The organism is Streptomyces scabichelini, from assembly GCF_011045015.1.
GTDB classification, from domain to species: Bacteria; Actinomycetota; Actinomycetes; order Streptomycetales; family Streptomycetaceae; genus Streptomyces; species Streptomyces scabichelini.
In genome coordinates this window covers 1-26,092 of sequence record NZ_JAAKZY010000144.1, presented here as the reverse complement: position 1 = coordinate 26,092, position 26,092 = coordinate 1, and the positions used below count along the sequence as shown (strand labels likewise).

Genomic DNA, 26,092 nt, shown 5'->3' with positions numbered 1-26,092 from the left:
ACCCCCCTCCTCACAGCCATCACCGACTACCCCCCAGCCCTCACCACCGCAGCAACCCGCCTCGCCCCCGATCACCTGGCCCGCCACCTGGTCGTCACCGCCGATGCCCTCCTCCGGTACCAGGAAGTCACCCGCGTCCTCCCCCTCGGTGACGAGAAACCCTCGGCCGCCCACCGGGCCCGGCTGGCGCTTGCCGAAGCCGCCGGGACGGTGCTGGCCGGCGGCCTGTCCCTGCTCGGCATCGACGCACCCGAACACCTCTGAAAGCCAGGAAGAGACAGAAGACAGACATGAGCCGTTCCGCACACCCCGCCGGGCCCCGTCACGCCGATGTTGTGCCCGAGGGGCACTACACCGCCCCGCCCACCGACCTCAACGCCCTCGACTCGAAGGTCTGGGCGCAGACCGTCACGCGCACGCCCGACGGAGTCGTCAGCGTCGGCGGCATCGATGTGAAGAAGCTCGCCGAGGAGTTCGGCACCCCCGCGTACTTCATGGACGAGACCGACTTCCGGGCGCGGGCGCGCGCCTGGCGCACCGCCTTCGGGGAGGACGCCGACGTCTTCTACGCCGGCAAGGCGTTCCTGTCGCGGGCCGTCGTGCGCTGGCTGCACGCGGAGGGGCTCAATCTGGATGTCTGCTCCGGGGGCGAGCTCACCACCGCCCTCTCCGCCGGTATGCCCGCCGACCGCATCGCCTTCCACGGCAACAACAAGTCCACCGAGGAAATCACCAGGGCCATCAGCAGCGGCGTAGGACGTATCGTCCTCGACTCCTTCCAGGAGATCGTCCGCGTCGCGCACATCGCGGAGTCGCTGGGCAAGCGGCAGCGCGTGCAGATCCGGGTGACGGTCGGCGTCGAGGCGCACACGCACGAGTTCATCGCCACGGCCCACGAGGACCAGAAGTTCGGCATCGGGCTCGCGGACGGGCAGGCCGCCGAGGCCGTACGGCGGGCTCTCGCGCTCGACGGGCTCGAGCTCATCGGGATTCACAGCCACATCGGCTCGCAGATCTTCGACATGGCCGGGTTCGAGGTCGCCGCGCGCCGGGTGGTCAAGCTGCTTGCCGAGATCCGCGACGAGCACGGCGTCGAACTGCCCGAGATCGACCTCGGCGGCGGCCTCGGCATCGCGTACACCAGCGAGGACGACCCGAGCGAGCCGCACGAGATCGCCAAGGCGCTGCACGAGATCGTCACGCGCGAGTGCGAGTCCGCGAAGCTCCGCACCCCCCGCATCTCCGTCGAGCCCGGGCGCGCCATCGTCGGGCCGACCGCCTTCACCCTGTACGAGGTCGGCACCATCAAGCTGCTCGACGGGCTGCGTACGTACGTCTCCGTCGACGGCGGAATGTCCGACAACATCCGTACCGCCCTGTACGACGCCGAGTACAGCGTCGCTCTGGTCTCCCGCGTGAGCGAGGCCGAACCCATGCTCGTACGCGTCGTCGGCAAGCACTGCGAGAGCGGCGACATCGTCGTGCGCGATGCCTTCCTGCCCGCCGATCTCGCGCCCGGTGACCTCATCGCCGTACCGGCCACCGGTGCCTACTGCCGCTCCATGGCCAGCAACTACAACCACGCTCTCCGCCCGCCCGTCGTCGCGGTCCGGGACGGCGAGGCCCGGGTGATCGTCCGCCGGGAGACGGAGGAGGATCTGCTGCACCTCGACGTCGGATGATCCGCGAACAGGACGTCGGATGATGGGCGAACAGGACGTCGGCGGACCCGCGAACAAACGAGTCGGTCGACCCGCGAACAAACGAGTCGGTCGACCCGCGAACAAAACGAAATGACTCGCGAACAGAAATCGACGGAAGATCCCCGGAAGATCTCCTGTGATCGACCGCCGGAGAAATGAAATAGACGTCTCACGATCCGGACGTGGCATAGAAAGTCCCGTCCGGTGAGTGAGACTGGTCCCACCGTGACGGTATGAGGAAACGAGGTCGGATGATGCGTACGCGTCCGCTGAAGGTGGCGCTGCTGGGCTGTGGGGTTGTCGGCTCAGAGGTGGCGCGCATCATGACGACGCACGCCGACGACCTCGCCGCCAGGATCGGGGCTCCGGTGGAGCTGGCGGGGGTCGCCGTCCGGCGGCCCGACAAGGTACGGGCAGGCATCCCGGCCGAGCTCATCACCACCGATGCCACCGCTCTCGTCAAACGCGGGGACATCGACGTCGTCGTCGAGGTCATCGGGGGTATCGAGCCCGCCCGCTCCCTCATCACCACCGCCTTCGAGCACGGCGCGTCCGTGGTCTCCGCGAACAAGGCGCTGCTCGCCCGGGACGGCGCCGACCTGCACGCCATCGCCGAGGAACAGAACAAGGACCTCTACTACGAGGCCGCCGTCGCCGGTGCCATCCCGCTGATCCGGCCGCTGCGCGAGTCCCTCGCCGGCGACAAGGTCAACCGCGTGCTCGGCATCGTCAACGGCACCACGAACTTCATCCTCGACAAGATGGACACCACCGGCGCCGGCTACCAGGAAGCCCTCGACGAGGCCACGGCTCTCGGGTACGCGGAGGCCGACCCCACCGCCGACGTCGAAGGGTTCGACGCCGCCGCCAAGGCCGCGATCCTCGCCGGAATCGCCTTCCACACGCGCGTGCGGCTCGACGACGTGTACCGCGAGGGTATGACCGAGGTCACCGCCGCCGACTTCGCCTCCGCGAAGGAGATGGGCTGCACCATCAAGCTGCTCGCCATCTGTGAGCGGGCCGCCGACGGGGAGTCCGTCACCGCGCGCGTGCACCCCGCGATGATTCCCCTGAGCCACCCGCTCTCCTCCGTGCGCGGCGCGTACAACGCCGTGTTCGTCGAGTCGGACGCCGCCGGGCAGCTCATGTTCTACGGCCCGGGCGCGGGCGGCGCCCCGACCGCCTCAGCCGTCCTCGGCGACCTCGTGGCCGTCTGCCGCAACCGGCTCAGCGGCGCGACCGGACCCGGAGACTCCGCGTACACCCAGCTGCCCGTCTCACCGATGGGTGAGGTCGTCACGCGCTACCACATCAGCCTCGACGTGGCGGACAAACCGGGTGTTCTCGCCCAGGTAGCGACCGTTTTCGCCGAGCACGGCGTGTCGATCGATACGGTTCGCCAGCAGGGGAAAGACGGCGAGGCCTCTCTCGTCGTCGTCACCCACCAAGCGTCCGACGCCTCCCTGAACGGGACCGTCGAGGCGCTGCGCAGCCTCGACACCGTGCGGGGTGTCGCCAGCATCATGCGGGTTGAAGGAGAGTAACCAGCAATGACCCACCAATGGCGCGGAATCATCGAGGAGTACCGGGACCGGCTGCCGGTGTCCGACACCACGCAGGTCGTGACGCTCCGCGAGGGCGGCACGCCCCTCGTGCCCGCGCAGGTGCTCTCCGAGCGCACGGGCTGCGAGGTCCACCTCAAGGTGGAGGGCGCGAACCCGACGGGGTCCTTCAAGGACCGCGGCATGACCATGGCCATCACCCGGGCCAAGGAGGAGGGCGCGAAGGCGGTCATCTGCGCCTCCACCGGCAACACGTCGGCGAGCGCCGCCGCCTATGCCGTACGGGCCGGAATGGTGTCCGCCGTTCTCGTCCCGCAGGGCAAGATCGCGCTCGGCAAGATGGGCCAGGCGCTCGTGCACGGCGCGAAGATCCTCCAGGTCGACGGGAATTTCGACGATTGCCTCACCCTCGCGCGCAATCTGTCCGACAACTACCCTGTGGCGCTGGTGAATTCAGTCAATCCGGTGCGCATCGAGGGTCAGAAGACGGCTGCATTCGAGATCGTGGACATGCTGGGTGACGCACCTGACATTCACGTCCTGCCGGTGGGCAACGCGGGCAATATCACGGCCTATTGGAAGGGCTACACGGAGTACGCGGCCGACGGGATCGCGAAGCAAACCCCTCGAATGTGGGGTTTCCAGGCTTCCGGTTCCGCCCCGATCGTGCGCGGTGAGGTCGTCAAGGACCCGTCGACCATCGCCACCGCGATCCGTATCGGCAATCCGGCCTCGTGGAAGTTCGCGCTGGCCGCCCGGGACGAATCTGGCGGTTTCATCGACGAGGTGACGGACCGTGAGATTCTGCGCGCCTACCGGCTGTTGGCCTCGCAGGAGGGCGTCTTCGTCGAACCCGCCTCCGCCGCGTCCGTCGCCGGCCTGCTGAAGGCCGCCGAGCAGGGCAAGGTCGACCCGGGCCAGCGGATCGTCTGTACGGTGACCGGAAACGGCCTGAAGGACCCGGACTGGGCCGTCGCGGGCGCCCCGCAACCGGTCACGGTCCCTGTTGACGCGGCAACGGCAGCGGAGCGCCTCGGTCTCGCCTAACCTGTAACTCCTGGCAGGGGGTGCACAGGGGGCTTACGACACGCATCGTGCGCCTCCTGTGCGCCCTATGTCGCCACAGAACCTTCCTTCGATAGGCTGTACTGAACCCGCCCGCCGCATATGCCGCGGTGCCGCGCCGTCTCTGCGGCCGCCGGGTCTTCAATGGTCTTCCGTTTCGTCTCGCAGGATTTCGACAATCTCGACAATCTCGCAGCTCAAGCCCAAGGAGAGTCATCGAGCGATGGCCGGTCCAGCGTTCCGCGCCGCCGCCGTCCGGGTGCGCGTCCCCGCCACCAGTGCCAACCTCGGCCCGGGCTTCGACGCCCTCGGCCTGTCGCTGGGGCTCTACGACGACGTGGTCGTCCGGGTGGCCGACTCCGGCCTGAACATCGACATCGCGGGCGAGGGCAGCGAGACACTCCCGCGTGACGAGAGTCACCTCCTCGTACGTTCCCTCCGTACCGCCTTCGATCTGCTGGGCGGACAACCGCGCGGCCTCGAAATCGTCTGCGCGAACCGCATTCCGCACGGCCGTGGCCTGGGCTCCTCGTCCGCCGCGATCTGTGCCGGCATCGTCGCCGCGCGCGCCGTGACCATAAGCGGGGACACCAAGCTCGACGACGAGGCGCTCCTGGAGCTCGCCACCGAGATCGAGGGCCACCCCGACAATGTCGCGGCCTGTCTGCTCGGCGGTTTCACGCTGTCCTGGATGGAGGGCGGCGCGGCGCGCGCCATCAGGGTGGATCCCGCCGATTCCATCGTTCCGGTGGTTTTCGTGCCCGGAAAACCCGTCCTGACCGAGACCGCCCGCGGCCTGCTGCCGCGCACCGTGCCGCACGTCGACGCCGCCGCCAACGCGGGCCGCGCCGCACTTCTCGTAGAGGCCCTCACCAGGCGCCCCGAATTGCTGCTGCCGGCCACCGAGGACCGACTGCACCAGGAGTACCGGGCTCCGGCCATGCCGGAGAGCGCCGCCCTGGTGGAGCGGCTGCGGGCCGACGGAATCCCCGCGGTGATCTCCGGCGCGGGCCCCACGGTGCTCGCGCTGGTCGAACAGGCCGCCGCCGACAAGGTCTCCCGCCTGGCGGGAGAGGGGTGGGCGGCCAACCGGCTGAGCCTCGATGCCCAGGGAGCGAGCGTGCTGCCGCTTGCCACCTGACACACGGTTGCCGGATTAGGAGAGGGGGAATGTTTGTTGGATCCGGTAGTGTTAATCTCAAGTCTGCACCCGACCCCACCATGGCGAGGTGCTTCGTGTCCCCGTCCGGGACAGACCTCTTTCCGGGAGCCTCCCAAACTGCTTTGTGCCTTGCATTGGGTGCTATGCGCTGAGCAGTCCTGAGCACGCTCCGGAACCGGCGCGACCGAGCCGGTCGACACCGCACATCAGTGTCACGGCCCCCGGAAACGCCATCCAGCAGATATTTTCCTCCGCCTCTTTGGCGGACCACCGCCCCGGCACGGTCCACATCACAGGACCGAAGCCGGACAGCACAAACGGTCGCCGAGCCAGACAGGCCGACGTCCGCTCCAGGGAAGGACCCTTCGTGAGCGACACCACCGATCTGATGGGCGCACGTGTCGAGGAGACCGCTGCCGCGCCCGCCACGGACGCCTCCGCCGCGCCTGCCACCGGTGCTTCGGGCTCCCGTCGGCGCCGCGGTACCGGCCTTGAGGGCATGGTGCTGGCCGAGCTGCAGCAGGTCGCATCCGGCCTTGGCATCAGGGGCACCGCGCGGATGCGCAAGAGCCAGCTGATCGAGGTCATCAAGGAGGCGCAGGCCGGCGGGGGGGCCTCGGCGAAGACCGCCGAGGCGGCCACCGAGACCAAGCCGAAGCGCCGGGCCACCTCGAAGGCCCGTACGGGGGAGGAGGCCGTACCTCCCGCCGCGAAGTCCGCCGAGAAGAAGGCGGACAAGGCCGCGAAGGCCGTGGCCCAGCAGCAGATCGAGATCCCCGGCCAGCCGGCCAGTGACGATGCTCCCGCCGAGCGCCGGCGTCGTCGGGCCACCGCCGAGGCGGGCAGCCCCGAGACGGTCGCCGCCGAGGCGAAGAGCGAGCCGAAGGCCGAGGCCTCCGCTCAGACCGAGACTCCTGCTCAGGCGCAGCCGCAGGGCGAGGCCAAGGGCGACGCCGGTGACCAGGGCGGCGAAGGCCGCCAGGGCCGCCGCGACCGCCGGGACCGTGATCGGGACCGCGGCGACCGGGGTGACCGGGGTGACCGAGGCGGTCGGGACCGGGACCGCGGCCGCGGCAAGGGCGACGACCAGCAGAACCAGGGCGGCGGCCAGCAGCAGCGTGGCCAGCAGCAGGGCGGCGGCCGTCAGGACCGCCAGGACCGTCAGCAGCAGGACGATGACGACTTCGAGGGTGGCCGTCGCGGCCGTCGCGGTCGCTACCGGGACCGCCGTGGCCGCCGTGGCCGCGACGAGATCGCCGAGCCGCAGGTCGCCGAGGACGACGTCCTGATCCCCGTCGCGGGCATCCTGGACATCCTCGACAACTACGCGTTCATCCGTACGTCCGGCTACCTGCCCGGTCCGAACGACGTGTACGTCTCCCTCGCCCAGGTCCGCAAGAACGGCCTGCGCAAGGGCGACCACGTCACCGGTGCGGTGCGGCAGCCGAAGGAGGGCGAGCGCCGTGAGAAGTTCAACGCGCTGGTCCGGCTCGACTCCGTCAACGGCATGGCGCCCGAACTCGGCCGTGGCCGCCCGGAGTTCAACAAGCTGACGCCGCTGTACCCGCAGGACCGGATCCGCCTCGAGACCGACCCGGCGGTGCTGACCACGCGGATCATCGACCTGGTCGCGCCGATCGGCAAGGGCCAGCGTGGCCTGATCGTGGCCCCGCCGAAGACCGGCAAGACCATGATCCTGCAGGCGATCGCCAACGCGATCACCGTCAACAGCCCCGAGTGCCACCTGATGGTCGTCCTCGTCGACGAGCGTCCGGAAGAGGTCACCGACATGCAGCGGTCGGTCAAGGGCGAGGTCATCTCCTCGACCTTCGACCGCCCGGCCGAGGACCACACCACGGTCGCGGAGCTGGCCATCGAGCGCGCCAAGCGCCTGGTGGAGCTGGGCCACGACGTGGTCGTACTGCTCGACTCGATCACGCGTCTGGGCCGTGCGTACAACCTCGCCGCCCCCGCCTCAGGCCGCATCCTGTCCGGTGGTGTCGACTCGACCGCGCTCTACCCGCCGAAGCGCTTCTTCGGTGCCGCGCGCAACATCGAGGACGGCGGCTCGCTGACCATCCTGGCCACCGCGCTCGTCGAAACCGGCTCGCGCATGGACGAGGTGATCTTCGAGGAGTTCAAGGGCACCGGCAACATGGAGCTCAAGCTCGACCGGAAGCTCTCCGACAAGCGCATCTTCCCGGCGGTGGACGTGGACGCGTCCAGCACCCGCAAGGAAGAGATCCTGCTCGGCAACGACGAGCTGGGCATCGTCTGGAAGCTGCGCCGGGTGCTGCACGCGCTCGACCAGCAGCAGGCGATCGAGCTGCTCCTGGACAAGATGAAGCAGACGAAGTCGAACGCCGAGTTCCTGCTCCAGATCCAGAAGACGACGCCGATGCCGGGTAACGGCGACTGACGTCAGTTCTCCTGAGGGCCGCTCCCGTCACACCTGTGACGGGAGCGGCCCTTTGCGTTGCGCCCGTACGGCCATGAAGGGCACCCGGTGAGACCTCTGCCGCGAGACCTTTGCCACACGTATGAAGATCGCCACCCACTGTGACCGGTACCGCAAATTGGCCTGAACTCGCAGGTGAGCGGGCGGCCGTCGGTCTCGTTGGTTACGGATTGCTCACATTCGCCCACAGGGTGGCCACAGTCCGTTGTGCAACCCTTTTTTCGGTTTCAACGTCTGACGTGACGGGTCCTGACGGACGCGTCATGGCTGACGACCAGTGCCTGACCCTGCAAACAGGGGGTAACCGAACCGGACGAGGACTGAGGAGCACATGTCTGCCGAGAGCACGCCGGAATCCGGCAACGTGGAAGCCTCCGGCTCCACACGCCCGCGTCACCGCACCAAAGGCCGCCGCCGCAAGCCGCGCAGCACGCGCCACAAGGCCCTTCTCGTCACGGCCTGGGCCGCGGCGGGCGTCGTGATCCTGGGCGGCACCGGACTCGGCTACGTGTACTTCAAGCTCAACGGCAACATCAACAGCGTCGATATCAACCAGGCCCTCGGCACCGACCGGCCCCTGGACGTCGACAACGGCTCGCAGGACATCCTCGTACTCGGCTCCGACACCCGCTCCGGCAGCAACAAGAAGCTGGGGGGCGGCGTCGACGACGGTTCGGCCCGCGCGGACACGGCGATGATCGTGCACGTCTACAAGGGCCACAAGAAGGCCAGCGTGGTCTCCATACCCCGCGACACCCTCATCGAGCGCCCCGAGTGCACCGACACCGAGGGCAAGACCCACGACGGCTCGTCGAGCGCGATGTTCAACTCCGCGTACTCCACAGGCGGCGCCGCCTGCGCGGTGAAGACCGTCGAGTCGATGACCGGCATCCGCATGGACCACTACATAGAGGTCGACTTCAGCGGCTTCCAGAGGCTCATCGACGAACTCGGCGGCGTCAAGGTCACCACGAACGAGGACATCTCGGATCCCGACAGCCACCTGGACCTCAAGGCCGGCACCCACCAGCTCAACGGTGAGCAGGCCCTAGGCCTGGTCCGCACCCGGCACGGCGTCGGCGACGGCTCCGACCTCGGCCGTATCCAGCTCCAGCAGGCGTTCATCAAGGCCCTGGTCGAGCAGGTCAAGGAGATCGGCGTACTGACCAGCCCGAGGAAGCTGTGGGACCTCGCCGACACCGCGACGAAGACCGTCACCACCGACTCCGACCTCGACTCGGTCAAGGCCCTGGCCTCGTTCGCCAACGGGCTCAAGGGCATCGGCTCCTCGAACATGAACATGGTGACGATGCCGGTCCAGTACGACCCGGCCGACGGCAACCGCGTCCTCGTCGCCAAGTCCAAGGCCGAGATGGTGTGGAAGGCGCTGAAGAACGACCGCCCCATCCCGAAGGCGGCCACCAAGGGAACGGCGACGGGGGACGCGAAGGGCGTCGTAGGCGCCCCGTAAGGGGCGCGCCCCCGTAAGGGGCGCGGGGAACTGCGCGACCAGCCACAACGGACCCGCAGGGAATACACAACCCCGCCCCCCTGTTTTGGGGGATGACGCCAGTCGATGGCAGACTGGTACGTCGGCCCCGGTTCACGCTCCGCAGCCCGCGGCAGCGACCCGGCGCCCTCCCGAAACTAGGAGACACCTTGAAGCGCGACATCCACCCCGAGTACGTCGAGACGCAGGTCAGCTGCACCTGCGGCGCGTCGTTCACCACCCGTAGCACGATCCAGAGCGGTTCCGTCCGCGCCGAGGTCTGCTCCGAGTGCCACCCGTTCTACACGGGCAAGCAGAAGATCCTCGACACCGGTGGCCGTGTGGCCCGCTTCGAGGCCCGCTTCGGCAAGGCTGCCGCTGCCAAGAAGTAGCGACCTCACAGCGCCGGTCCTCGTTGCCCCCGCAGGGGGCTTCGGGACCGGCGCTTTGCGATGGTGCAGCCCTTATTTTTCGTACGTCCATTGGAGCCGGAGATGTTCGAGGCGGTCGAGGAACTGATCGGCGAGCACGCCGATCTTGAGAAGAAGCTCGCCGACCCGTCGGTCCACGCGAACCAGGCGAACGCGCGCAAGCTCAACAAGCGCTACGCCGAGCTGACGCCGATCGTCACGACGTACCGCTCCTGGAAGCAGACCGGCGACGACGTCGAGACGGCCCGCGAATTCGCCGCCGACGACCCGGACTTCGTGGCCGAGGTCAAGGAGCTGGAGAAGCAGCGCGAGGAACTCACCGAGAAGCTGCGCCTGCTGCTCGTCCCGCGTGACCCCAGCGACGACAAGGACGTCATCCTCGAGATCAAGGCCGGCGCCGGCGGCGACGAGTCCGCGCTCTTCGCGGGCGACCTGCTGCGCATGTATCTGCGGTACGCCGAGCGCATCGGCTGGAAGACCGAGATCATCGACGTCACCGAGTCCGAGCTCGGCGGCTACAAGGACGTCCAGGTCGCGGTGAAGACCAAGGGCGGCCAGGGCGCCACCGAGCCGGGCCAGGGCGTCTGGGCACGGATGAAGTACGAGGGCGGCGTGCACCGTGTGCAGCGCGTGCCCGCGACCGAGTCCCAGGGCCGCATCCACACCTCCGCGGCCGGTGTCCTCGTGACTCCCGAGGCCGAGGACATCGACGTCGAGATCAACCCCAACGACCTGCGGATCGACGTCTACCGCTCGTCAGGCCCCGGCGGCCAGTCGGTCAACACCACCGACTCCGCGGTGCGCATCACGCACATTCCCACCGGAGTCGTAGCCTCCTGCCAGAACGAGAAGAGCCAGTTGCAGAACAAGGAGCAGGCGATGCGTATCCTGCGCTCCAGGCTTCTCGCGGCGGCCCAGGAGGAAGCGGAGAAGGAGGCGGCGGACGCCCGGCGCAGCCAGGTCCGCACGGTCGACCGCTCCGAGAAGATCCGAACGTACAACTATCCGGAGAACCGCATCTCGGACCACCGTGTCGGCTTCAAGGCGTACAACTTGGACCAGGTACTCGACGGTGACCTCGACGCGGTGATCCAGGCGTGCGTGGACGCGGATTCGGCCGCGAAGCTCGCCGCCGCCGCGTAACAGCAACACGACAACAGCTCAGCCCCGGAGGACCAGCGTGCAGCAACATTTTGGGGGGCGGCCCCCGAACCCCCGCAGCGTGCTGCTCGCGGAAGTGGCCCAGGCCACCCAGCGCCTTGCCGACGCCGGCGTGCCCTCGCCGCGCAATGACGCGGAGGAGCTCGCCGCCTTCGTGCACGGCGTGAAGCGGGGCGAGCTGCACTCCGTCAAGGACGCGGACTTCGACGCCCGCTACTGGGAGGTCATCGCCCGCCGCGAGGCCCGCGAGCCGCTCCAGCACATCACCGGGCGGGCCTTCTTCCGGTATACGGAACTCCAGGTCGGGCCAGGGGTGTTCGTGCCCCGTCCGGAGACCGAGTCCGTCGTCGGCTGGGCCATAGACGCCGTACGCGCCATGGATGTCGTCGAGCCGCTCATCGTCGACCTGTGCACGGGGTCCGGGGCGATCGCGCTCGCCATGGCGCAGGAGGTGCCGCGCTCCCGCGTGCACGCCGTGGAACTGTCCGAGGACGCGCTCCAGTGGACGCGCAAGAACGTCGAGGGGTCCAGGGTCGACCTGCGCCAGGGAGACGCTCTGGACGCCTTCCACGACCTCGACGGCCAGGTGGACCTCGTCATCGCCAACCCGCCGTACATCCCGCTCACCGAGTGGGAGTACGTCCAGCCCGAGGCCCGGGACTACGATCCCCAACTCGCCCTGTTCTCCGGGGAGGACGGACTCGACCTCATCCGCGGCCTGGAGCGCACCGCGCACCGGCTGCTGCGGCCCGGCGGTGTCGTCGTCATCGAGCACGCCGACACCCAGGGCGGACAGGTGCCGTGGATCTTCACCGAGGAGCGGGGCTGGGCCGACGCCGCCGACCACCCCGACCTCAACAACCGGCCGCGGTTCGCGACCGCCCGCAGGGCGATGCCGTGAACTCGGCGCGCGGCGTTGCGTTCTACGCGTCCAGTTCGAAGACTTCAAGCCAGCAGTACGTGTACGAGGAGGCTCGCTAAATGGCACGGCGATACGACACCAACGACGCGACCGACCGCTCCACCGGTCTGCGCGAAGCCGCGTCCGCCGTACGCCGGGGCGAGCTCGTGGTGCTCCCCACCGACACCGTGTACGGCGTCGGCGCCGACGCGTTCAGCTCGGAGGCCGTGTCCGATCTGCTGGAGGCCAAGGGCCGCGGGCGCAACATGCCCACGCCTGTCCTCATCGGTTCCCCGAACACGCTGCACGGCCTTGTCACGGACTTCTCCGAGATGGCGTGGGAGCTCGTCGACGCGTTCTGGCCGGGCGCGCTGACCCTCGTCGCCAAGCACCAGCCGTCCCTCCAGTGGGACTTGGGGGACACCCGTGGCACCGTCGCCGTGCGCATGCCGCTGCACCCGGTCGCCATCGAGTTGCTGACGGAGGTCGGTCCGATGGCGGTGTCGTCGGCGAACCTCACGGGACACCCGGCTCCCGAGGACTGTGACGCCGCTCAGGAGATGCTCGGCGACTCCGTCTCCGTCTACCTGGACGGCGGCCCCACTCCCGGCAACGTCCCCTCGTCGATCGTCGACGTCACGGGCAAGGTGCCGGTCCTGCTGCGCGCGGGGGCACTGTCGGCCGAGGAGCTGCGGAAGGTCGTACCCGACCTCGAGGTGGCGAATTGACAGCCCCTGACGCGGGGCGTGGCATAGGCACGGGGATCACGGGGACTCACTGGGACGGCGGGGCCTCGGGGGACTCCTTCCGCATCCTCCACGTCAGCACCGGAAATGTGTGCCGCTCACCGATCACCGAGCGGCTGACCCGCCATGCCCTGGCCGACCGCCTCGGCGACCCCCTGTGGGGCGGCCTGATCGTGGAGAGCGCCGGCACCTGGGGCCACGAGGGCGCCCCCATGGAGGCCAACGCGGAAGCGGTCCTCGCGGACTTCGGAGCGGATGCCTCCGGCTTCGTGGGCCGGGAGTTGCTGGACGAGCACGTCATCAGGGCGGACCTGGTCCTGACGGCCACCCGCGACCACCGCGCCCAGGTCATCTCCATGGGCCACTCGGCGGGCCTGCGCACCTTCACGCTCAAGGAGTTCACCCGCCTGGTGAAGGCGATAGACCCCGCGACGCTGCCTCCCCTGGAGGACGGTGTGGTGGCTCGCGCACGGGCCCTGGTCCGTGCCGCGGCAGCTCTACGCGGGTGGCTCCTGGCCCCGACGGTGGAGGCGGACGAGGTGTACGACCCGTACGGGGCACCGTTGCCGTTCTTCCGGTCGGTGGGGGACGAGATCCAGCAGGCTTTGGATCCGGTCGTCACGGCGCTGACGGGCGTACCGGCTCGCGCCTGACCCAGCTGAGGGACACCGGCTCGGGCGTAACAGGGGGCGCAGTAGGGGACGCGGTTCTACATTGGACTTAGTTTCCGCATTGGACTTGGTTCCCACCGATATCAGGCTGCCCCGCAGGGGGTTGCCGGTCCGGAGTCCACCATGGTGGTCGCACACACGCTTGACGGCCTGCTGCCTGCCGATGTGCTCGGTCGGCAGGATCCCGAGCTGGCCGAGATCCTCATCGGGGAGCTGGACCGGCAGTCGACGACGCTTCAGCTGATCGCCGCCGAGAACTTCTCCTCGCCCGCCGTGCTCGCAGCCCTCGGCTCGCCCCTCGCGAACAAGTACGCCGAGGGGTATCCCGGCGCCCGGCACCACGGCGGATGCGAGCTCGTCGACGTGGCCGAGCGCCTCGCCGTCGAGCGTGCGAAGGCCCTCTTCGGCGCCGAGCACGCCAACGTGCAGTCCCACTCCGGGTCTTCGGCCGTACTCGCCGCATACGCGGCCCTGCTGCGACCCGGCGACACCGTCCTCGCGATGGGCCTCCCGCACGGCGGCCACCTCACGCACGGCTCGCCCGCCAACTTCTCGGGCCGCTGGTTCGACTTCGTCGGCTACGGCGTCGACCCGGAGAGCGGCCTCATCGACTACGACCAGGTGCACGCGCTCGCCCGGACGCACCGCCCGAAAGCCATCGTGTGCGGCTCCATCTCCTACCCACGGCACATCGACTACGCCGCCTTCAGGGACGTGGCCGACGAGGTGGGCGCGTATCTCATCGCCGACGCCGCCCACCCCATCGGCCTCGTCGCCGGGGGAGCGGCGCCCAATCCCGTGCCGTACGCCGACATCGTCTGCGCCACCACGCACAAGGTGCTGCGCGGCCCGCGCGGCGGCATGCTGCTGTGCGGGAGCGAACTGGCCGAGCGCGTCGACCGGGCCGTCTTCCCGTTCACCCAGGGCGGCGCCCAGATGCACTCGATCGCCGCCAAGGCCGTCGCGTTCGGCGAGGCGGCGACGCCGGCCTTCACCGCGTACGCCCATCAGGTCGTCGCCAACGCCCGGGTGCTCGCCGACGGGCTGACCGCCGAGGGCCTCGCCGTCACCACGGGCGGCACGGACACCCACCTGCTGACCGTCGACCCGGCACCGCTCGGCGTGGACGGCCGCACCGCCCGGGGCCGCCTAGCCGCCGCCGGCGTGGTCCTCGACACCTGCGCGCTGCCCCACCCGGACGTGCGCGGACTGCGCCTGGGCACGGCCGCCGTCACCACCCAGGGCATGGGCGAGGCGGAGATGGCCCGTATCGCGGTACTGTTCGCCGCCGCGCTGCGGGACGAACAGGCCGGTCGGCAGGTGCGTGAAGAAGTGCGGGACCTGACCGGAAGATTTCCGCCGTATCCGGACTAGAGCCGGGTATGCGCGAGCCCATACACAGTCACGCGTGCAACCATCGGCTCTACCCGGAAGTCCTCAGCCGTATGCGCCGAAAGCTATGGTGTGGGGCTGAGATGGCCAGCGAGACCTGTGGGGAAGCCTGTGCGTGAATACCTCCTGACGCTCTGCATCACGGCCGCGGTGACGTACCTGCTGACCGGGCCGGTGCGGAAGTTCGCGATCGTGGCCGGAGCGATGCCGGAGATCCGGGCACGCGACGTGCACCGGGAACCCACGCCACGGCTCGGCGGGATCGCGATGTTCTTCGGACTGTGCGCCGGCCTGCTGGTCGCCGACCATCTGACGAACCTCAGCGAGGTCTTCGACAACTCGAACGAGCCACGCGCCCTGCTCTCCGGGGCCGCACTGATCTGGCTGATCGGCGTCCTGGACGACAAGTTCGAGATCGACGCCCTCATCAAGCTCGGCGGCCAGATGATCGCCGCCGGTGTCATGGTGATGCAGGGCCTGACGATCCTGTGGCTGCCGGTGCCGGGCGTCGGATCGGTCTCGCTGACCCAGTGGCAGGGCACGCTGCTGACCGTCGCGCTCGTCGTCGTCACCATCAATGCCGTGAACTTCGTCGACGGCCTCGACGGACTCGCGGCCGGCATGGTGTGCATCGCGTCCGCGGCGTTCTTCATGTACGCCTACCGCATCTGGTACGGATACGGGCTTGAGTCCGCCGCCCCCGCGACCCTCTTCTCCGCGATCCTCATGGGCATGTGCATCGGCTTCCTGCCGCACAACATGCACCCTGCGCGCATCTTCATGGGCGACTCGGGCTCGATGCTCATCGGCCTCGTCCTCGCGGCCGGCGCCATCTCCATCACCGGGCAGGTCGACCCCGACGCGATGAACCTGTTCGCCGGGTCCGAGAAGGAGGCCGTGCACCAGACGGTGCCCGTCTACATCCCGCTGCTGCTGCCGCTGACGATCATCGCCGTACCGGCCGCCGACCTGGTGCTCGCCATCGTGCGGCGCACCTGGCGCGGACAGTCCCCGTTCGCCGCCGACCGCGGGCACTTGCACCACCGGCTGCTGGAGATCGGGCACTCGCACAGCAGGGCCGTGCTCATCATGTACTTCTGGTCGGCGCTGATCGCCTTCGGCGCCCTCGCGTACTCGGTGAACTCGGGCGCCATGTGGATCGTGCTCGGCATCATGTTCCTGAGCGCGGTGGGCCTGGTGCTGCTCCTGCTGCCGCGGTTCACACCGCGCACCCCGGCCTGGGCCGAGCGCTTCGTGCCGCCGCGCTACCGCCGCCGTGGCGGGCTCGCCGGGGAGGCCGCGGAGGCCGCGGAGGCGGCGCCCTCGGTGGCGTACGCGACAAGCGCCGAGCACGCCGAGAACGGCGAGCACGCTGTGTCCGGTGAGCCTGGTGGGGAACACCGCACGCCGGTCGCCGCAGGCGTCTCAGGCGTCAACGGAGCGACGGCAGTCGGCCATCGTTCGCGCGTGCTGGACGAACGCAAGGCCGGTTCGTCGCACTGACATGGAGCAAACCGCTCCTATACCAGACAAACGCGGCAGCGTGGGTGCACAGACGCGCAGGTTCACTCTCATGTGTGACGCCGAGCACACCAACCAGGTAAAGACCTCATCAAATAGTTTGTGATACGGTTCACGAGACTCGGGGATGAGCCGAAGGGCCGTGGTGCGACGGCTCATCGGCGTGAGGTTCCCTCCCGACCCGGGACTACGCTCGTCCATGACGACACCCTGCCCCCTTAAGTAAGCGGAGCTGCCGCCATGCCGTCCAATGACGCCCGGATTCTCCTTCAGGCCGCCGTGCCCACGGCTGCCGTCGGCGCGATTGCCGCCGTCGTCAGTGGGGTGGTCGCCGGTGGCGATGGAGTTGTCGGGGCGGTCGTCGCGACGCTGGTCGTGATCCTCTTCATGGGAATCGGCCTGTACGTTCTGCAGCGCACTGCCAAATCGCTTCCGCACCTGTTCCAGGCCATGGGTCTGATGCTCTATACGGCACAGCTCCTGTTGCTGTTCATTTTCGTGGCCGCCTTCAAAGACACGACGCTGTTCCACCCCAAGGCCTTCGCGCTCACGCTGGTCGCCGGCACGCTCGCGTGGATCGGCGCCCAGGCCCGGGCTCATATGAAGGCCAAGATCCTCTACGTCGAACCCGACTCCTCGAAGGGCGACAAGCCCGAGAAGACAGGGCACTCGTCGTGAGGGGTAGGGCCGGGATAAGTGCACGTAAGACATCCTGCTATCGTCCGGTGCCAACTGCGGCATCGCGGGCGCGGGCATCCGAGCTGACGCCTGCTCTAGCGCGAGGCTCAATGCCCCACAGCCGCCCCCATATCCGTAACACCAGTCCAGTGCCGAACCGCGGCTGCGCGCCGCGCCGACACAACGAGGTTGCCGTACCTATGCGTCACGCCGAAGGAGCCCGTGGTGAGTGCTGAACAGACCCAGCTCGCCTTTGACTGGAGCTGTCGGATCATGTCCGACAACGGCTGCGGCTTCCCGGCTCCGGGCCTGCACTCGTTCCTCTTCAAGCCGATGGCCACGGTCGGGGGGTTCGAGTTCAACAAGGTGATGCTGCTTGCCCTCATCACCACGGGCCTTGTCATCACCTTCTTCACGCTCGCGTTCGGCAAGGCGAAAGTGGTGCCGGGCAAGCTGCAGATGGTCGGCGAGGCCGGGTACGACTTCGTCCGCCGCAGCATCGTGTACGAGACCCTTGGTAAGAAGGAGGGCGAGAAGTACGTCCCCTTCATGGTCTCGCTGTTTTTCTTCATCTGGATCATGAACATCTGGTCGGTGATCCCGCTGGCCCAGTTCCCGGTCTCGTCGATCATCGCGTTCCCGATGGTGTTGGCCGCCATCGTCTGGATCATCTGGGTCTCGCTGACGTTCAAGCGCCACGGCTTCGTCGGCTTCTTCAAGAACGTCACCGGCTACGACAAGTCGCTGGGCCCGGTCCTCCCGCTCGTGATGTTCATCGAGTTCTTCTCGAACCTGCTGGTCCGCCCCTTCACGCACGCGGTGCGACTCTTCGCCAACATGTTCGCCGGTCACCTGATGCTGGTCATGTTCACCGTGGCCTCGTGGTACCTGCTGAACAGCTGGCTGATCCCGGCGGCCGGTGTCTCCTTCGTGATGACCGTCGCCATGATCGGTTTCGAGCTTTTCGTGCAGGCCGTCCAGGCGTACGTCTTTGTCCTCCTCGCCTGCACGTACATCCAGGGCGCTCTCGCCGAGCACCACTGAGCCCCTCCCGCCCCGCAAGTCCCAAGAACGTCCGGTGGCCAACCCCCGCCGGTTCATGAAAGAGAAGGAAGAATCAGCATGGCTGCCATGGAGACCCTCGCCGCCCTCGAAGGCAACATCGGTGCTGTCGGTTATGGCCTTGCCGCCATCGGTCCCGGCGTCGGCGTCGGCATCATCTTCGGCAACGGCACCCAGGCCCTCGCCCGCCAGCCCGAGGCGGCCGGCCTGATCCGTGCCAACCAGATCCTCGGTTTCGCGTTCTGTGAAGCGCTCGCCCTCATCGGCATCGTCATGCCGTTCGTCTACTAGGCCGACGCTCTGACGATCGAAACCTTTCAACGAAAGGCACTGATGTGATCGCCAACCTGGTACAGCTGGCGGCCGAGGAAAAGCAGAACCCGCTTGTGCCTCCCGGTCCCGAGCTGCTCGTCGGCACCATCGCCTTCGCCATCGTGTTCTTCTTCTTCTGGAAGAAGCTCCTCCCGAACATCAACAAGGTTCTGGAAGAGCGCCGCGCGGCGATCGAAGGCGGCATCGAAGAGGCCGACGCCATGAAGACCGAGGCCCAGAGCGTGCTGGAGCAGTACAAGGCCCAGCTCCAAGAGGCCCGGCACGAGGCTGCGCGTCTGCGCCAGGAGGCGCAGGAGCAGGGCGCCACGCTCATCGCCGAGATGCGCGCGGAAGGCCAGCGGCAGCGTGAGGAGATCATCGCTGCCGGTCACACCCAGATCGAGGCCGACCGCAAGGCCGCCTCGTCCGCGCTGCGGCAGGACGTGGGCAAGCTCGCCACCGACCTGGCCGGCAAGCTCGTGGGCGAGTCCCTCGAGGACCACGCCCGGCAGAGCCGTACCATCGACCGCTTCCTCGACGAGCTCGAGGAGAAGGCCGAGGCGGCTCGATGACAGCGCACGGAGCGAGCCGCGAGGCAACCGCTGCCGCACGTGAGCGTCTCGACGCGCTGACGGACAACACGTCCGTGGACGCATTGGCGCTCGCCGACGAGCTGGCCTCCGTCACCGCGCTGCTCGACCGCGAGATCAGCCTGCGTCGGGTCCTCACCGACCCGGCGCAGCCCGGCGAGGCCAAGGCCGAGCTGGCCGGCCGGCTGTTCGGCGGTCAGGTCGGCGAGACCACCGTCGACCTGGTGTCCGGCATGGTTCGGTCCCGCTGGTCGCAGCCGCGCAACCTGGTGGACGCGATCGAGGAGCTGGCCGACACGGCCGACCTCACCGCCGCCCAGCAGTCGGGCACGCTCGACGAGGTGGAGGACGAGCTCTTCCGGTTCGGCCGGATCGTCTCTTCGAACACCGAGCTGCGCGCCGCCCTGACGAACCGCGCCGCCGGCACCCCCGCCAAGACGGAGCTGCTGCGCAGCCTGCTCGGCGGCCGGGCCAAGGCCGGGACCGAGCGGTTGGTGACGCGCCTTGTGACCGCGCCGCGGGGACGTAGCCTGGAAGCGGGACTCGAGTCCCTGTCCAAGCTCGCCGCCGAGCGCCGAAACCGCATGGTCGCCGTCGTCACCTCGGCGGTCCCGCTGAGCGACCCGCAGAAGCAGCGCCTGGGCGCCGCCCTCGCGAAGCTCTACGGCCGCCAGATGCACCTCAATCTCGACGTGGACCCCGAGGTCGTCGGAGGGATCCGGGTGCAGGTCGGCGACGAGGTCATCAACGGTTCGATCGCGGACCGGCTGGAGGACGCCAGTCGCCGTATGGCGGGCTAGCGACCGGCAGCAACTCAATACGTAGTACTACGGCCCGAGTTGGGCCGTGCAGAGGATTCACCTCTTTCAGGGGGGAGTCCACATCCCCCCAAAGTGAAACTTCGGGCCCAACAAGGAGAGCAGGGAACCCAGATGGCGGAGCTCACGATCCGGCCGGAGGAGATCCGGGACGCGCTGGAGAACTTTGTCCAGGCGTACAAGCCGGACGCGGCCTCGCGCGAGGAGGTCGGTACGGTCACCGTCGCCGGCGACGGCATCGCCAAGGTCGAGGGGCTGCCCTCGGCCATGGCGAACGAGTTGCTGAAGTTCGAGGACGGCACTCTCGGTCTCGCGCTGAACCTGGAAGAGCGCGAGATCGGTGCGGTCGTCCTCGGCGAGTTCAACGGCATCGAAGAGGGCCAGCCGGTCAGCCGTACCGGCGAGGTCCTGTCGGTCGCCGTGGGCGAGGGCTACCTCGGCCGCGTTGTCAACCCGCTCGGCGAGCCGATCGACGGTCTCGGCGAGATCGAGACGTCCGGCCGCCGCGCGCTCGAGCTGCAGGCCCCGGGCGTCATGGTCCGTAAGTCGGTGCACGAGCCGATGGAGACCGGCTACAAGGCCGTCGACACGATGACCCCGATCGGCCGCGGTCAGCGTCAGCTGATCATCGGTGACCGGCAGACCGGCAAGACCGCCCTGGCCGTCGACACGATCATCAACCAGCGCGACAACTGGCGCACGGGCGACCCGAACAAGCAGGTCCGCTGCATCTACGTCGCCATCGGCCAGAAGGGCTCGACCATCGCCTCCGTGCGTGGTGCCCTCGAAGAGGCCGGCGCGCTGGAGTACACGACCATCGTCGCCGCCCCGGCGTCCGACCCGGCCGGCTTCAAGTACCTTGCGCCGTATACCGGTTCGGCCATCGGCCAGCACTGGATGTACGAGGGCAAGCACGTCCTCATCGTCTTCGACGACCTCTCGAAGCAGGCCGACGCCTACCGCGCCGTGTCCCTGCTGCTCCGCCGTCCGCCGGGGCGCGAGGCCTACCCCGGTGACGTCTTCTACCTGCACTCCCGTCTGCTGGAGCGCTGCGCGAAGCTCTCCGACGACATGGGCAAGGGCTCGATGACCGGTCTGCCGATCGTCGAGACGAAGGCCAACGACGTCTCGGCGTTCATCCCGACCAACGTCATCTCCATCACCGACGGCCAGTGCTTCCTGGAGTCGGACCTGTTCAACGCCGGTCAGCGTCCCGCGCTGAACGTCGGTATCTCCGTCTCCCGAGTCGGTGGTTCCGCGCAGCACAGGGCGATCCGCCAGGTGTCCGGCCGGCTCCGCGTCGACCTCGCCCAGTTCCGCGAGCTGGAGGCGTTCGCCGCCTTCGGTTCCGACCTGGACGCCGCGTCGAAGGCGCAGCTGGAGCGCGGTCAGCGCATGGTCGAGCTGCTCAAGCAGCCGCAGTACCAGCCGATGGCCACCGAGGACCAGGTCGTCTCCATCTGGGCCGGTACCACCGGCCGGATGGACGATGTGCCGGTCAACGACATCCGCCGCTTCGAGAAGGAGCTCCTGGAGTACCTGCACCGCAAGGAGCAGGGCCTGCTGACCTCCATCAAGGAGGGCGGCAAGATGTCGGACGACACGATCACGGCCATGAGCGACGCCGTCGCGGAGTTCAAGAAGCAGTTCGAGACCGCGGACGGGAAGCTTCTCGGCGAGGACGCTCCGGCCGCCGCCAAGTGACGTAAGGAAGGGACCTGACTCATGGGAGCCCAGCTCCGGGTCTACAAGCGTCGCATCCGATCCGTCACCGCGACCAAGAAGATCACGAAGGCGATGGAGATGATCGCCGCCTCGCGCGTCGTCAAGGCGCAGCGCAAGGTGACGGCCTCCACGCCGTACGCGACCGAGCTCACGCGCGCGGTCACGGCGGTCGGCACCGGCTCGAACACCAAGCACCCGCTGACCACGGAGGCGGAGAACCCGACCCGCGCCGCGGTACTGCTCCTCACGAGCGACCGTGGCCTCGCCGGCGCCTTCAACTCCAACGCCATCAAGGCGGCGGAGCAGCTGACCGACCGTCTCGAGCGCGAGGGCAAGGAGGTCGACGTGTACATCGTCGGCCGCCGCGGTGTCGCCCACTACAACTTCCGTGAGCGCAAGATCTCGGAGCAGTGGACCGGCTTCACCGACGCGCCCTCGTACGGGGACGCCAAGAAGGTCGCGGCCCCGCTGATCGAGGCCATCGAGAAGGAGACGGCGGACGGCGGCGTGGATGAACTCCACCTCGTCTACACCGAGTTCGTCTCGATGATGACGCAGACGGCGGTCGACAACCGCCTGCTGCCGCTCAGCCTCAAGGAGGTCGCGGAGGAGTCGCACACGAAGGGCGAGATCCTTCCGCTGTACGACTTCGAGCCGTCGGCGGAGGACGTCCTCGACGCCCTGCTGCCGCGGTACGTCGAGAGCCGTATCTACAACGCGCTGCTCCAGTCGGCTGCCTCCAAGCACGCCGCCACGCGCCGCGCGATGAAGTCGGCGACCGACAACGCGGGAGACCTGATCGACACGCTCTCCCGACTTGCCAACGCGGCCCGCCAGGCCGAAATCACCCAGGAAATCAGCGAGATCGTCGGTGGCGCCAGTGCCCTTGCCGACGCGACCGCGGGGAGTGACAGGTAATGACGACGACAGTTGAGACGGCCGTTGCCACGGGCCGCGTCGCCCGGGTGATCGGCCCGGTCGTCGACGTGGAGTTCCCCGTCGACGCGATGCCGGAGATCTACAACGCCCTTCACGTCGAGGTGGCCGACCCGGCCCTGGCCGGCGAGAAGAAGGTGCTGACCCTGGAGGTCGCCCAGCACCTGGGTGACGGCCTGGTCCGCACGATCTCCATGCAGCCCACCGACGGTCTGGTCCGCCAGGCCCCGGTGACCAACACCGGTACGGGCATCACCGTTCCGGTCGGCGACTTCACCAAGGGCAAGGTGTTCAACACCCTCGGTGAGGTGCTGAACGTCGACGAGAAGTTCGAGGGCGAGCGCTGGCCGATCCACCGCAAGGCCCCGGCCTTCGACCAGCTCGAGTCGAAGACCGAGATGTTCGAGACGGGCCTGAAGGTCGTCGACCTTCTCACCCCGTACGTCCGTGGTGGAAAGATCGGTCTGTTCGGTGGTGCCGGTGTCGGCAAGACCGTGCTGATCCAGGAAATGATCATGCGTGTGGCCAAGCTGCACGAGGGCGTTTCCGTCTTCGCCGGCGTCGGTGAGCGCACCCGTGAGGGCAACGACCTCATCGACGAGATGACGGAGTCCGGCGTTCTGGACAAGACCGCGCTGGTCTTCGGTCAGATGGACGAGCCCCCGGGTACCCGGCTGCGCGTGGCCCTGGCCGGTCTGACCATGGCGGAGTACTTCCGCGATGTGCAGAAGCAGGACGTGCTGTTCTTCATCGACAACATCTTCCGCTTCACCCAGGCCGGTTCCGAGGTGTCGACCCTGCTCGGCCGCATGCCGTCCGCGGTGGGTTACCAGCCCAACCTCGCGGACGAGATGGGCCAGCTCCAGGAGCGCATCACCTCGACCCGTGGTCACTCGATCACCTCGATGCAGGCGATCTACGTCCCCGCGGACGACCTGACCGACCCGGCCCCGGCGACCACCTTCGCCCACCTCGACGCGACGACGGTGCTCTCCCGTCCGATCTCCGAGAAGGGCATCTACCCGGCCGTGGACCCGCTGGACTCCACGTCCCGCATCCTGGACCCGCGTTACATCTCGCAGGAACACTACGACTGCGCCATGCGCGTCAAGACGATCCTGCAGAAGAACAAGGACCTCCAGGACATCATCGCGATCCTCGGTATCGACGAGCTCGGCGAGGAGGACAAGCTCGTCGTCCACCGTGCCCGTCGCGTGGAGCGCTTCCTGTCGCAGAACACCCACGCCGCCAAGCAGTTCACCGGCCTGGACGGTTCGGACGTGCCGCTGGACGAGTCGATCGCCGCGTTCAACGCGATCTGCGACGGTGACTACGACCACTTCCCGGAGCAGGCGTTCTTCATGTGCGGTGGCCTGGAGGACCTCAAGTCCAAGGCCAAGGAGCTCGGCGTCTCCTGAACCTCGTGTTCATGAAGGGGGGCGGGGCCGCGCCCTCGCGGGGTGCGTCCCGCCTCCCTTCGTACGCCTACTAGACTTTGACCCAACACCCGGTGGCAACAACCGGGTGGTGACCCGAGGAGCCCACCTTGGCTGCTGAGCTGCATGTCGAGCTCGTCGCCGCGGACCGAAGTGTCTGGTCCGGCGAGGCCACCCTGGTCGTCGCGCGTACCACGTCCGGCGACATCGGCGTCATGCCCGGTCACCAGCCGCTGCTCGGTGTGCTGGAATCGGGCCCGGTGACCATCCGTACGAGTGATGGTGGAACGGTCGTCGCGGCGGTGCACGGCGGTTTCATCTCGTTCGCGGACAACAAGCTGTCGTTGCTGGCCGAGATCGCCGAGCTCGCGGACGAGATCGATGTCCAGCGTGCGGAGCGGGAGCTCGAGCGCGCGAAGGCGGAGGGTGACGAGTTCGCCGAGCGTCGCGCGGACGTCCGACTTCGAGCGGTGGCGGCGCGCTGAAACCAGCGCGCCACAGGACATGACTCAGCCGCGGCCAGGACCGGAGCCTTCTCCGGACCGGGCCGCGGCTGAGGCAATGCGGGTGCATTTTTCCTGTCCGTTACCTAGGAGACGAGGAGGTCGGTGTCGATGGTCCTCGCTCTGACTGTGTGTGGGTTGGTAGTCGTGACGGTGGCGCTCGGACTCGTCGCCTTCGGGGTGCGCCGCAGACTGATCCAGCGCTCCGGCGGCACGTTCGACTGCAGCCTCCGCTGGAACACCCCGGAGAAGAGCGACACCAGCGGCAAAGGCTGGGGTTACGGCATCGCCCGCTACAACGGCGACCGCATCGAGTGGTTCCGCGTCTTCTCGTACGCTCCCCGCCCACGCCGCATCCTGGAGCGTTCGGCGATCGAGGTGGCCGGCCGCCGCGCCCCCGAGGGCGAGGAGGAGCTGGCGCTGCTCTCCGACGCGATCGTGCTCGCCTGTCTCCACCGGGGAACCAGGCTCGAACTCGCGATGAGCGAGGACGCGCTGACCGGTTTCCTCGCGTGGCTGGAGGCGGCCCCGCCCGGACAGCGAGTGAATGTGGCGTAACCACATTCACTCGCTGGGTGTGGGGTGACCTCAGCCGGTTACTTCAGACCGCTGTTGATCGCGCTCACCAGTTCACCGTTGTCGGTGTCACCGCTGAACTCCCAGAAGAACGCGCCGCCCAAGTCCTGCTTCTTGGCCCAGCTCATCTTCCCGAGGACCGTCGCCGGGGTGTCGTAGGACCACCAGTCGCTGCCGCAGTGCGCGTACGCCGTCCCGCCGACTGTTCCGGTGGCCGGGCAGGACTTCTTGAGGACCTTGTAGTCCTCGAAGCCCGCTTCCCAGGTGCCCGCCGCCGCTCCGGTGGCCGTGCCCCCCGGTGTGTCCTGGGTGACGCCGGTCCATCCGCGGCCGTAGAAACCGATGCCGAGCAGCAGCTTGGCCGGGACCACGCCGATCGCCCTGTACTTGGCGATCGCCTCGGCGCTGGTGAAGCCCTTCTCCGGAATGCCCCTGTACGGGGTGAGCGGGGAGTGCGGGGCCGTCGGGCCGGTCGCCGCCCAGGCGCCGAAGAAGTCGTACGTCATCACGTTGTACCAGTTGACGTAGCGCGCCGCGCCCGCGTAGTCGGCCTTCTCGATCTTGCCGCCGGGGGAGGCGTCGGCGGTGACGGCCGCGGTGACCAGGTACTTCGAGCCGAAGGTGGTGCGCAGGGCCCGCATCATGTCCTTGTAGGCCGTGGCGCTGCTGGTGTCGCAGGTCAGGCCGCAGGCGCCCGGGTACTCCCAGTCGATGTCGATACCGTCGAAGACATCGGCCCAGCGCGGGTCCTCGACCAGGTCGTGGCAGGACTTGGCGAAGGCAGCCGGGTCCTTGGCCGCCTCCGTGAAGCCGCCGGACCAGCTCCAGCCGCCGAAGGACCAGAGGATCTTGATGTTCGGGTACTTGGCCTTCAGCTGGCGCAGCTGGTTGAAGTTGCCCTTCAGCGGCTGGTCCGCGGTGTCGGCCTCGCCGCTCACCGAGTTCTCGGCGCTGACCGGCATCTCGTAGTCGGCCCACGAGTCGCCGATCGCGCACTTGCCGTCGACGACGTTGCCGAAGGCGTAGTTGATGTGCGTGATCTTCGCGGCGGAGCCGGATGTCACCAGGTTCTTGACGTTGTAGTTGCGGCCGTAGACGCCCCACTCGATGAAGTAACCGAGCTTGACCTTCTTGTCCGGGGGCGGAGCGGTCGCGGTGTCCACGGCGGCCGGGGCGGCGGTGGGGGTGGCCGGC

The 26,092-nt window shown here is 68.3% G+C and carries 25 protein-coding genes; 24 read left to right on the top strand and 1 reads right to left on the bottom strand.

The genetic code is table 11. The features are described from left to right. The 24 genes from G5C60_RS34270 to G5C60_RS34155 all read left to right on the top strand — a co-directional run. Nucleotides 1-264, top strand: a 264-nt coding sequence (locus G5C60_RS34270) for a DALR anticodon-binding domain-containing protein (RefSeq protein ID WP_277611416.1), incomplete at its 5' end; no start/stop codon positions are given. Between the two features lie 26 nt (nt 265-290). Next, a complete protein-coding gene (gene lysA / locus G5C60_RS34265; protein WP_165265080.1) occupies nt 291-1,682 on the top strand; it encodes a diaminopimelate decarboxylase in 1,392 nt (463 codons plus the stop codon). A 272-nt stretch (nt 1,683-1,954) separates the two neighbouring features. Continuing rightward, nucleotides 1,955-3,247 (top strand): homoserine dehydrogenase, encoded by a 1,293-nt coding sequence (locus G5C60_RS34260; protein WP_165265084.1) that lies wholly within the window; start codon nt 1,955-1,957, stop codon nt 3,245-3,247. A gap of 6 nt (nt 3,248-3,253) precedes the next feature. After that, nucleotides 3,254-4,312: a threonine synthase gene (thrC, locus tag G5C60_RS34255; RefSeq protein WP_165265078.1), complete on the top strand. Its 1,059-nt coding sequence runs from the start codon at nt 3,254-3,256 to the stop codon at nt 4,310-4,312. A gap of 241 nt (nt 4,313-4,553) precedes the next feature. After that, nucleotides 4,554-5,471, top strand: a complete 918-nt coding sequence (thrB, locus tag G5C60_RS34250; RefSeq protein WP_165265076.1) for a homoserine kinase — start codon at nt 4,554-4,556, stop codon at nt 5,469-5,471. Between the two features lie 388 nt (nt 5,472-5,859). Further along, the gene (rho, locus tag G5C60_RS34245; protein WP_165265074.1) at nt 5,860-7,911 is read left to right on the top strand and encodes a transcription termination factor Rho; all 2,052 of its coding nucleotides are present in this window, start codon (nt 5,860-5,862) and stop codon (nt 7,909-7,911) included. 370 nt (nt 7,912-8,281) lie between these two features. Next, nucleotides 8,282-9,421, top strand: a complete 1,140-nt coding sequence (locus G5C60_RS34240) for an LCP family protein (protein ID WP_165265072.1) — start codon at nt 8,282-8,284, stop codon at nt 9,419-9,421. A gap of 188 nt (nt 9,422-9,609) precedes the next feature. Next, nucleotides 9,610-9,831, top strand: a complete 222-nt coding sequence (gene rpmE, locus G5C60_RS34235; RefSeq protein WP_165265070.1) for a 50S ribosomal protein L31 — start codon at nt 9,610-9,612, stop codon at nt 9,829-9,831. A gap of 102 nt (nt 9,832-9,933) precedes the next feature. Further along, entirely contained in the window at nt 9,934-11,013 is a 1,080-nt protein-coding gene (prfA, locus tag G5C60_RS34230; RefSeq protein WP_165265068.1) for a peptide chain release factor 1, read from the top strand. A 79-nt stretch (nt 11,014-11,092) separates the two neighbouring features. Further along, entirely contained in the window at nt 11,093-11,932 is an 840-nt protein-coding gene (gene prmC / locus G5C60_RS34225) for a peptide chain release factor N(5)-glutamine methyltransferase (RefSeq protein WP_165265066.1), read from the top strand. Between the two features lie 80 nt (nt 11,933-12,012). Further along, nucleotides 12,013-12,660, top strand: coding sequence for an L-threonylcarbamoyladenylate synthase (locus G5C60_RS34220; RefSeq protein WP_151478098.1), 648 nt, complete (start codon nt 12,013-12,015; stop codon nt 12,658-12,660). Further along, nucleotides 12,657-13,331, top strand: a complete 675-nt coding sequence (locus G5C60_RS34215) for an arsenate reductase/protein-tyrosine-phosphatase family protein (protein ID WP_165265064.1) — start codon at nt 12,657-12,659, stop codon at nt 13,329-13,331. Before G5C60_RS34220 ends, G5C60_RS34215 begins: the two co-directional genes overlap by 4 nt. Nucleotides 13,332-13,472: 141 nt before the next feature. Further along, nucleotides 13,473-14,723 (top strand): serine hydroxymethyltransferase, encoded by a 1,251-nt coding sequence (locus G5C60_RS34210; protein WP_165265062.1) that lies wholly within the window; start codon nt 13,473-13,475, stop codon nt 14,721-14,723. Between the two features lie 129 nt (nt 14,724-14,852). Next, nucleotides 14,853-16,244, top strand: coding sequence for an MraY family glycosyltransferase (locus tag G5C60_RS34205; protein WP_165265060.1), 1,392 nt, complete (start codon nt 14,853-14,855; stop codon nt 16,242-16,244). A 258-nt stretch (nt 16,245-16,502) separates the two neighbouring features. Continuing rightward, entirely contained in the window at nt 16,503-16,940 is a 438-nt protein-coding gene (locus G5C60_RS34200) for a Cg1360 family ATP-synthase-associated protein (RefSeq protein WP_165265058.1), read from the top strand. A gap of 273 nt (nt 16,941-17,213) precedes the next feature. Further along, entirely contained in the window at nt 17,214-17,984 is a 771-nt protein-coding gene (gene atpB / locus G5C60_RS34195) for a F0F1 ATP synthase subunit A (protein WP_165265082.1), read from the top strand. A 78-nt stretch (nt 17,985-18,062) separates the two neighbouring features. Then, on the top strand, nt 18,063-18,293 hold the full coding sequence (gene atpE, locus G5C60_RS34190; RefSeq protein ID WP_165265056.1) for an ATP synthase F0 subunit C: 231 nt from the start codon (nt 18,063-18,065) through the stop codon (nt 18,291-18,293). A gap of 44 nt (nt 18,294-18,337) precedes the next feature. Then, a complete protein-coding gene (locus G5C60_RS34185; RefSeq protein WP_165265054.1) occupies nt 18,338-18,886 on the top strand; it encodes a F0F1 ATP synthase subunit B in 549 nt (182 codons plus the stop codon). Then, nucleotides 18,883-19,704 carry a F0F1 ATP synthase subunit delta gene (locus tag G5C60_RS34180; RefSeq protein ID WP_165265052.1) on the top strand — a complete coding sequence of 274 codons (822 nt, stop codon included), beginning with the start codon at nt 18,883-18,885 and terminating at the stop codon, nt 19,702-19,704. The genes G5C60_RS34185 and G5C60_RS34180 overlap by 4 nt, the downstream gene beginning before the upstream one ends. A gap of 132 nt (nt 19,705-19,836) precedes the next feature. Then, on the top strand, nt 19,837-21,426 hold the full coding sequence (atpA, locus tag G5C60_RS34175; RefSeq protein ID WP_165265050.1) for a F0F1 ATP synthase subunit alpha: 1,590 nt from the start codon (nt 19,837-19,839) through the stop codon (nt 21,424-21,426). Between the two features lie 21 nt (nt 21,427-21,447). Then, on the top strand, nt 21,448-22,365 hold the full coding sequence (locus tag G5C60_RS34170; RefSeq protein WP_165265048.1) for a F0F1 ATP synthase subunit gamma: 918 nt from the start codon (nt 21,448-21,450) through the stop codon (nt 22,363-22,365). Continuing rightward, the gene (atpD, locus tag G5C60_RS34165) at nt 22,365-23,801 is read left to right on the top strand and encodes a F0F1 ATP synthase subunit beta (protein WP_165265046.1); all 1,437 of its coding nucleotides are present in this window, start codon (nt 22,365-22,367) and stop codon (nt 23,799-23,801) included. The genes G5C60_RS34170 and atpD overlap by 1 nt, the downstream gene beginning before the upstream one ends. Before the next feature lie 128 nt (nt 23,802-23,929). Further along, nucleotides 23,930-24,304, top strand: coding sequence for a F0F1 ATP synthase subunit epsilon (locus G5C60_RS34160; RefSeq protein WP_165265044.1), 375 nt, complete (start codon nt 23,930-23,932; stop codon nt 24,302-24,304). Nucleotides 24,305-24,433: 129 nt separating this feature from the next. Continuing rightward, nucleotides 24,434-24,880: a DUF2550 domain-containing protein gene (locus G5C60_RS34155; protein ID WP_165265042.1), complete on the top strand. Its 447-nt coding sequence runs from the start codon at nt 24,434-24,436 to the stop codon at nt 24,878-24,880. 38 nt (nt 24,881-24,918) lie between these two features. Here the strand turns inward: G5C60_RS34155 and G5C60_RS34150 are convergent. Beyond that, nucleotides 24,919-26,092: glycoside hydrolase family 18 protein (locus G5C60_RS34150; RefSeq protein WP_165265040.1), on the bottom strand; the 1,174-nt coding region annotated here is incomplete at its 5' end.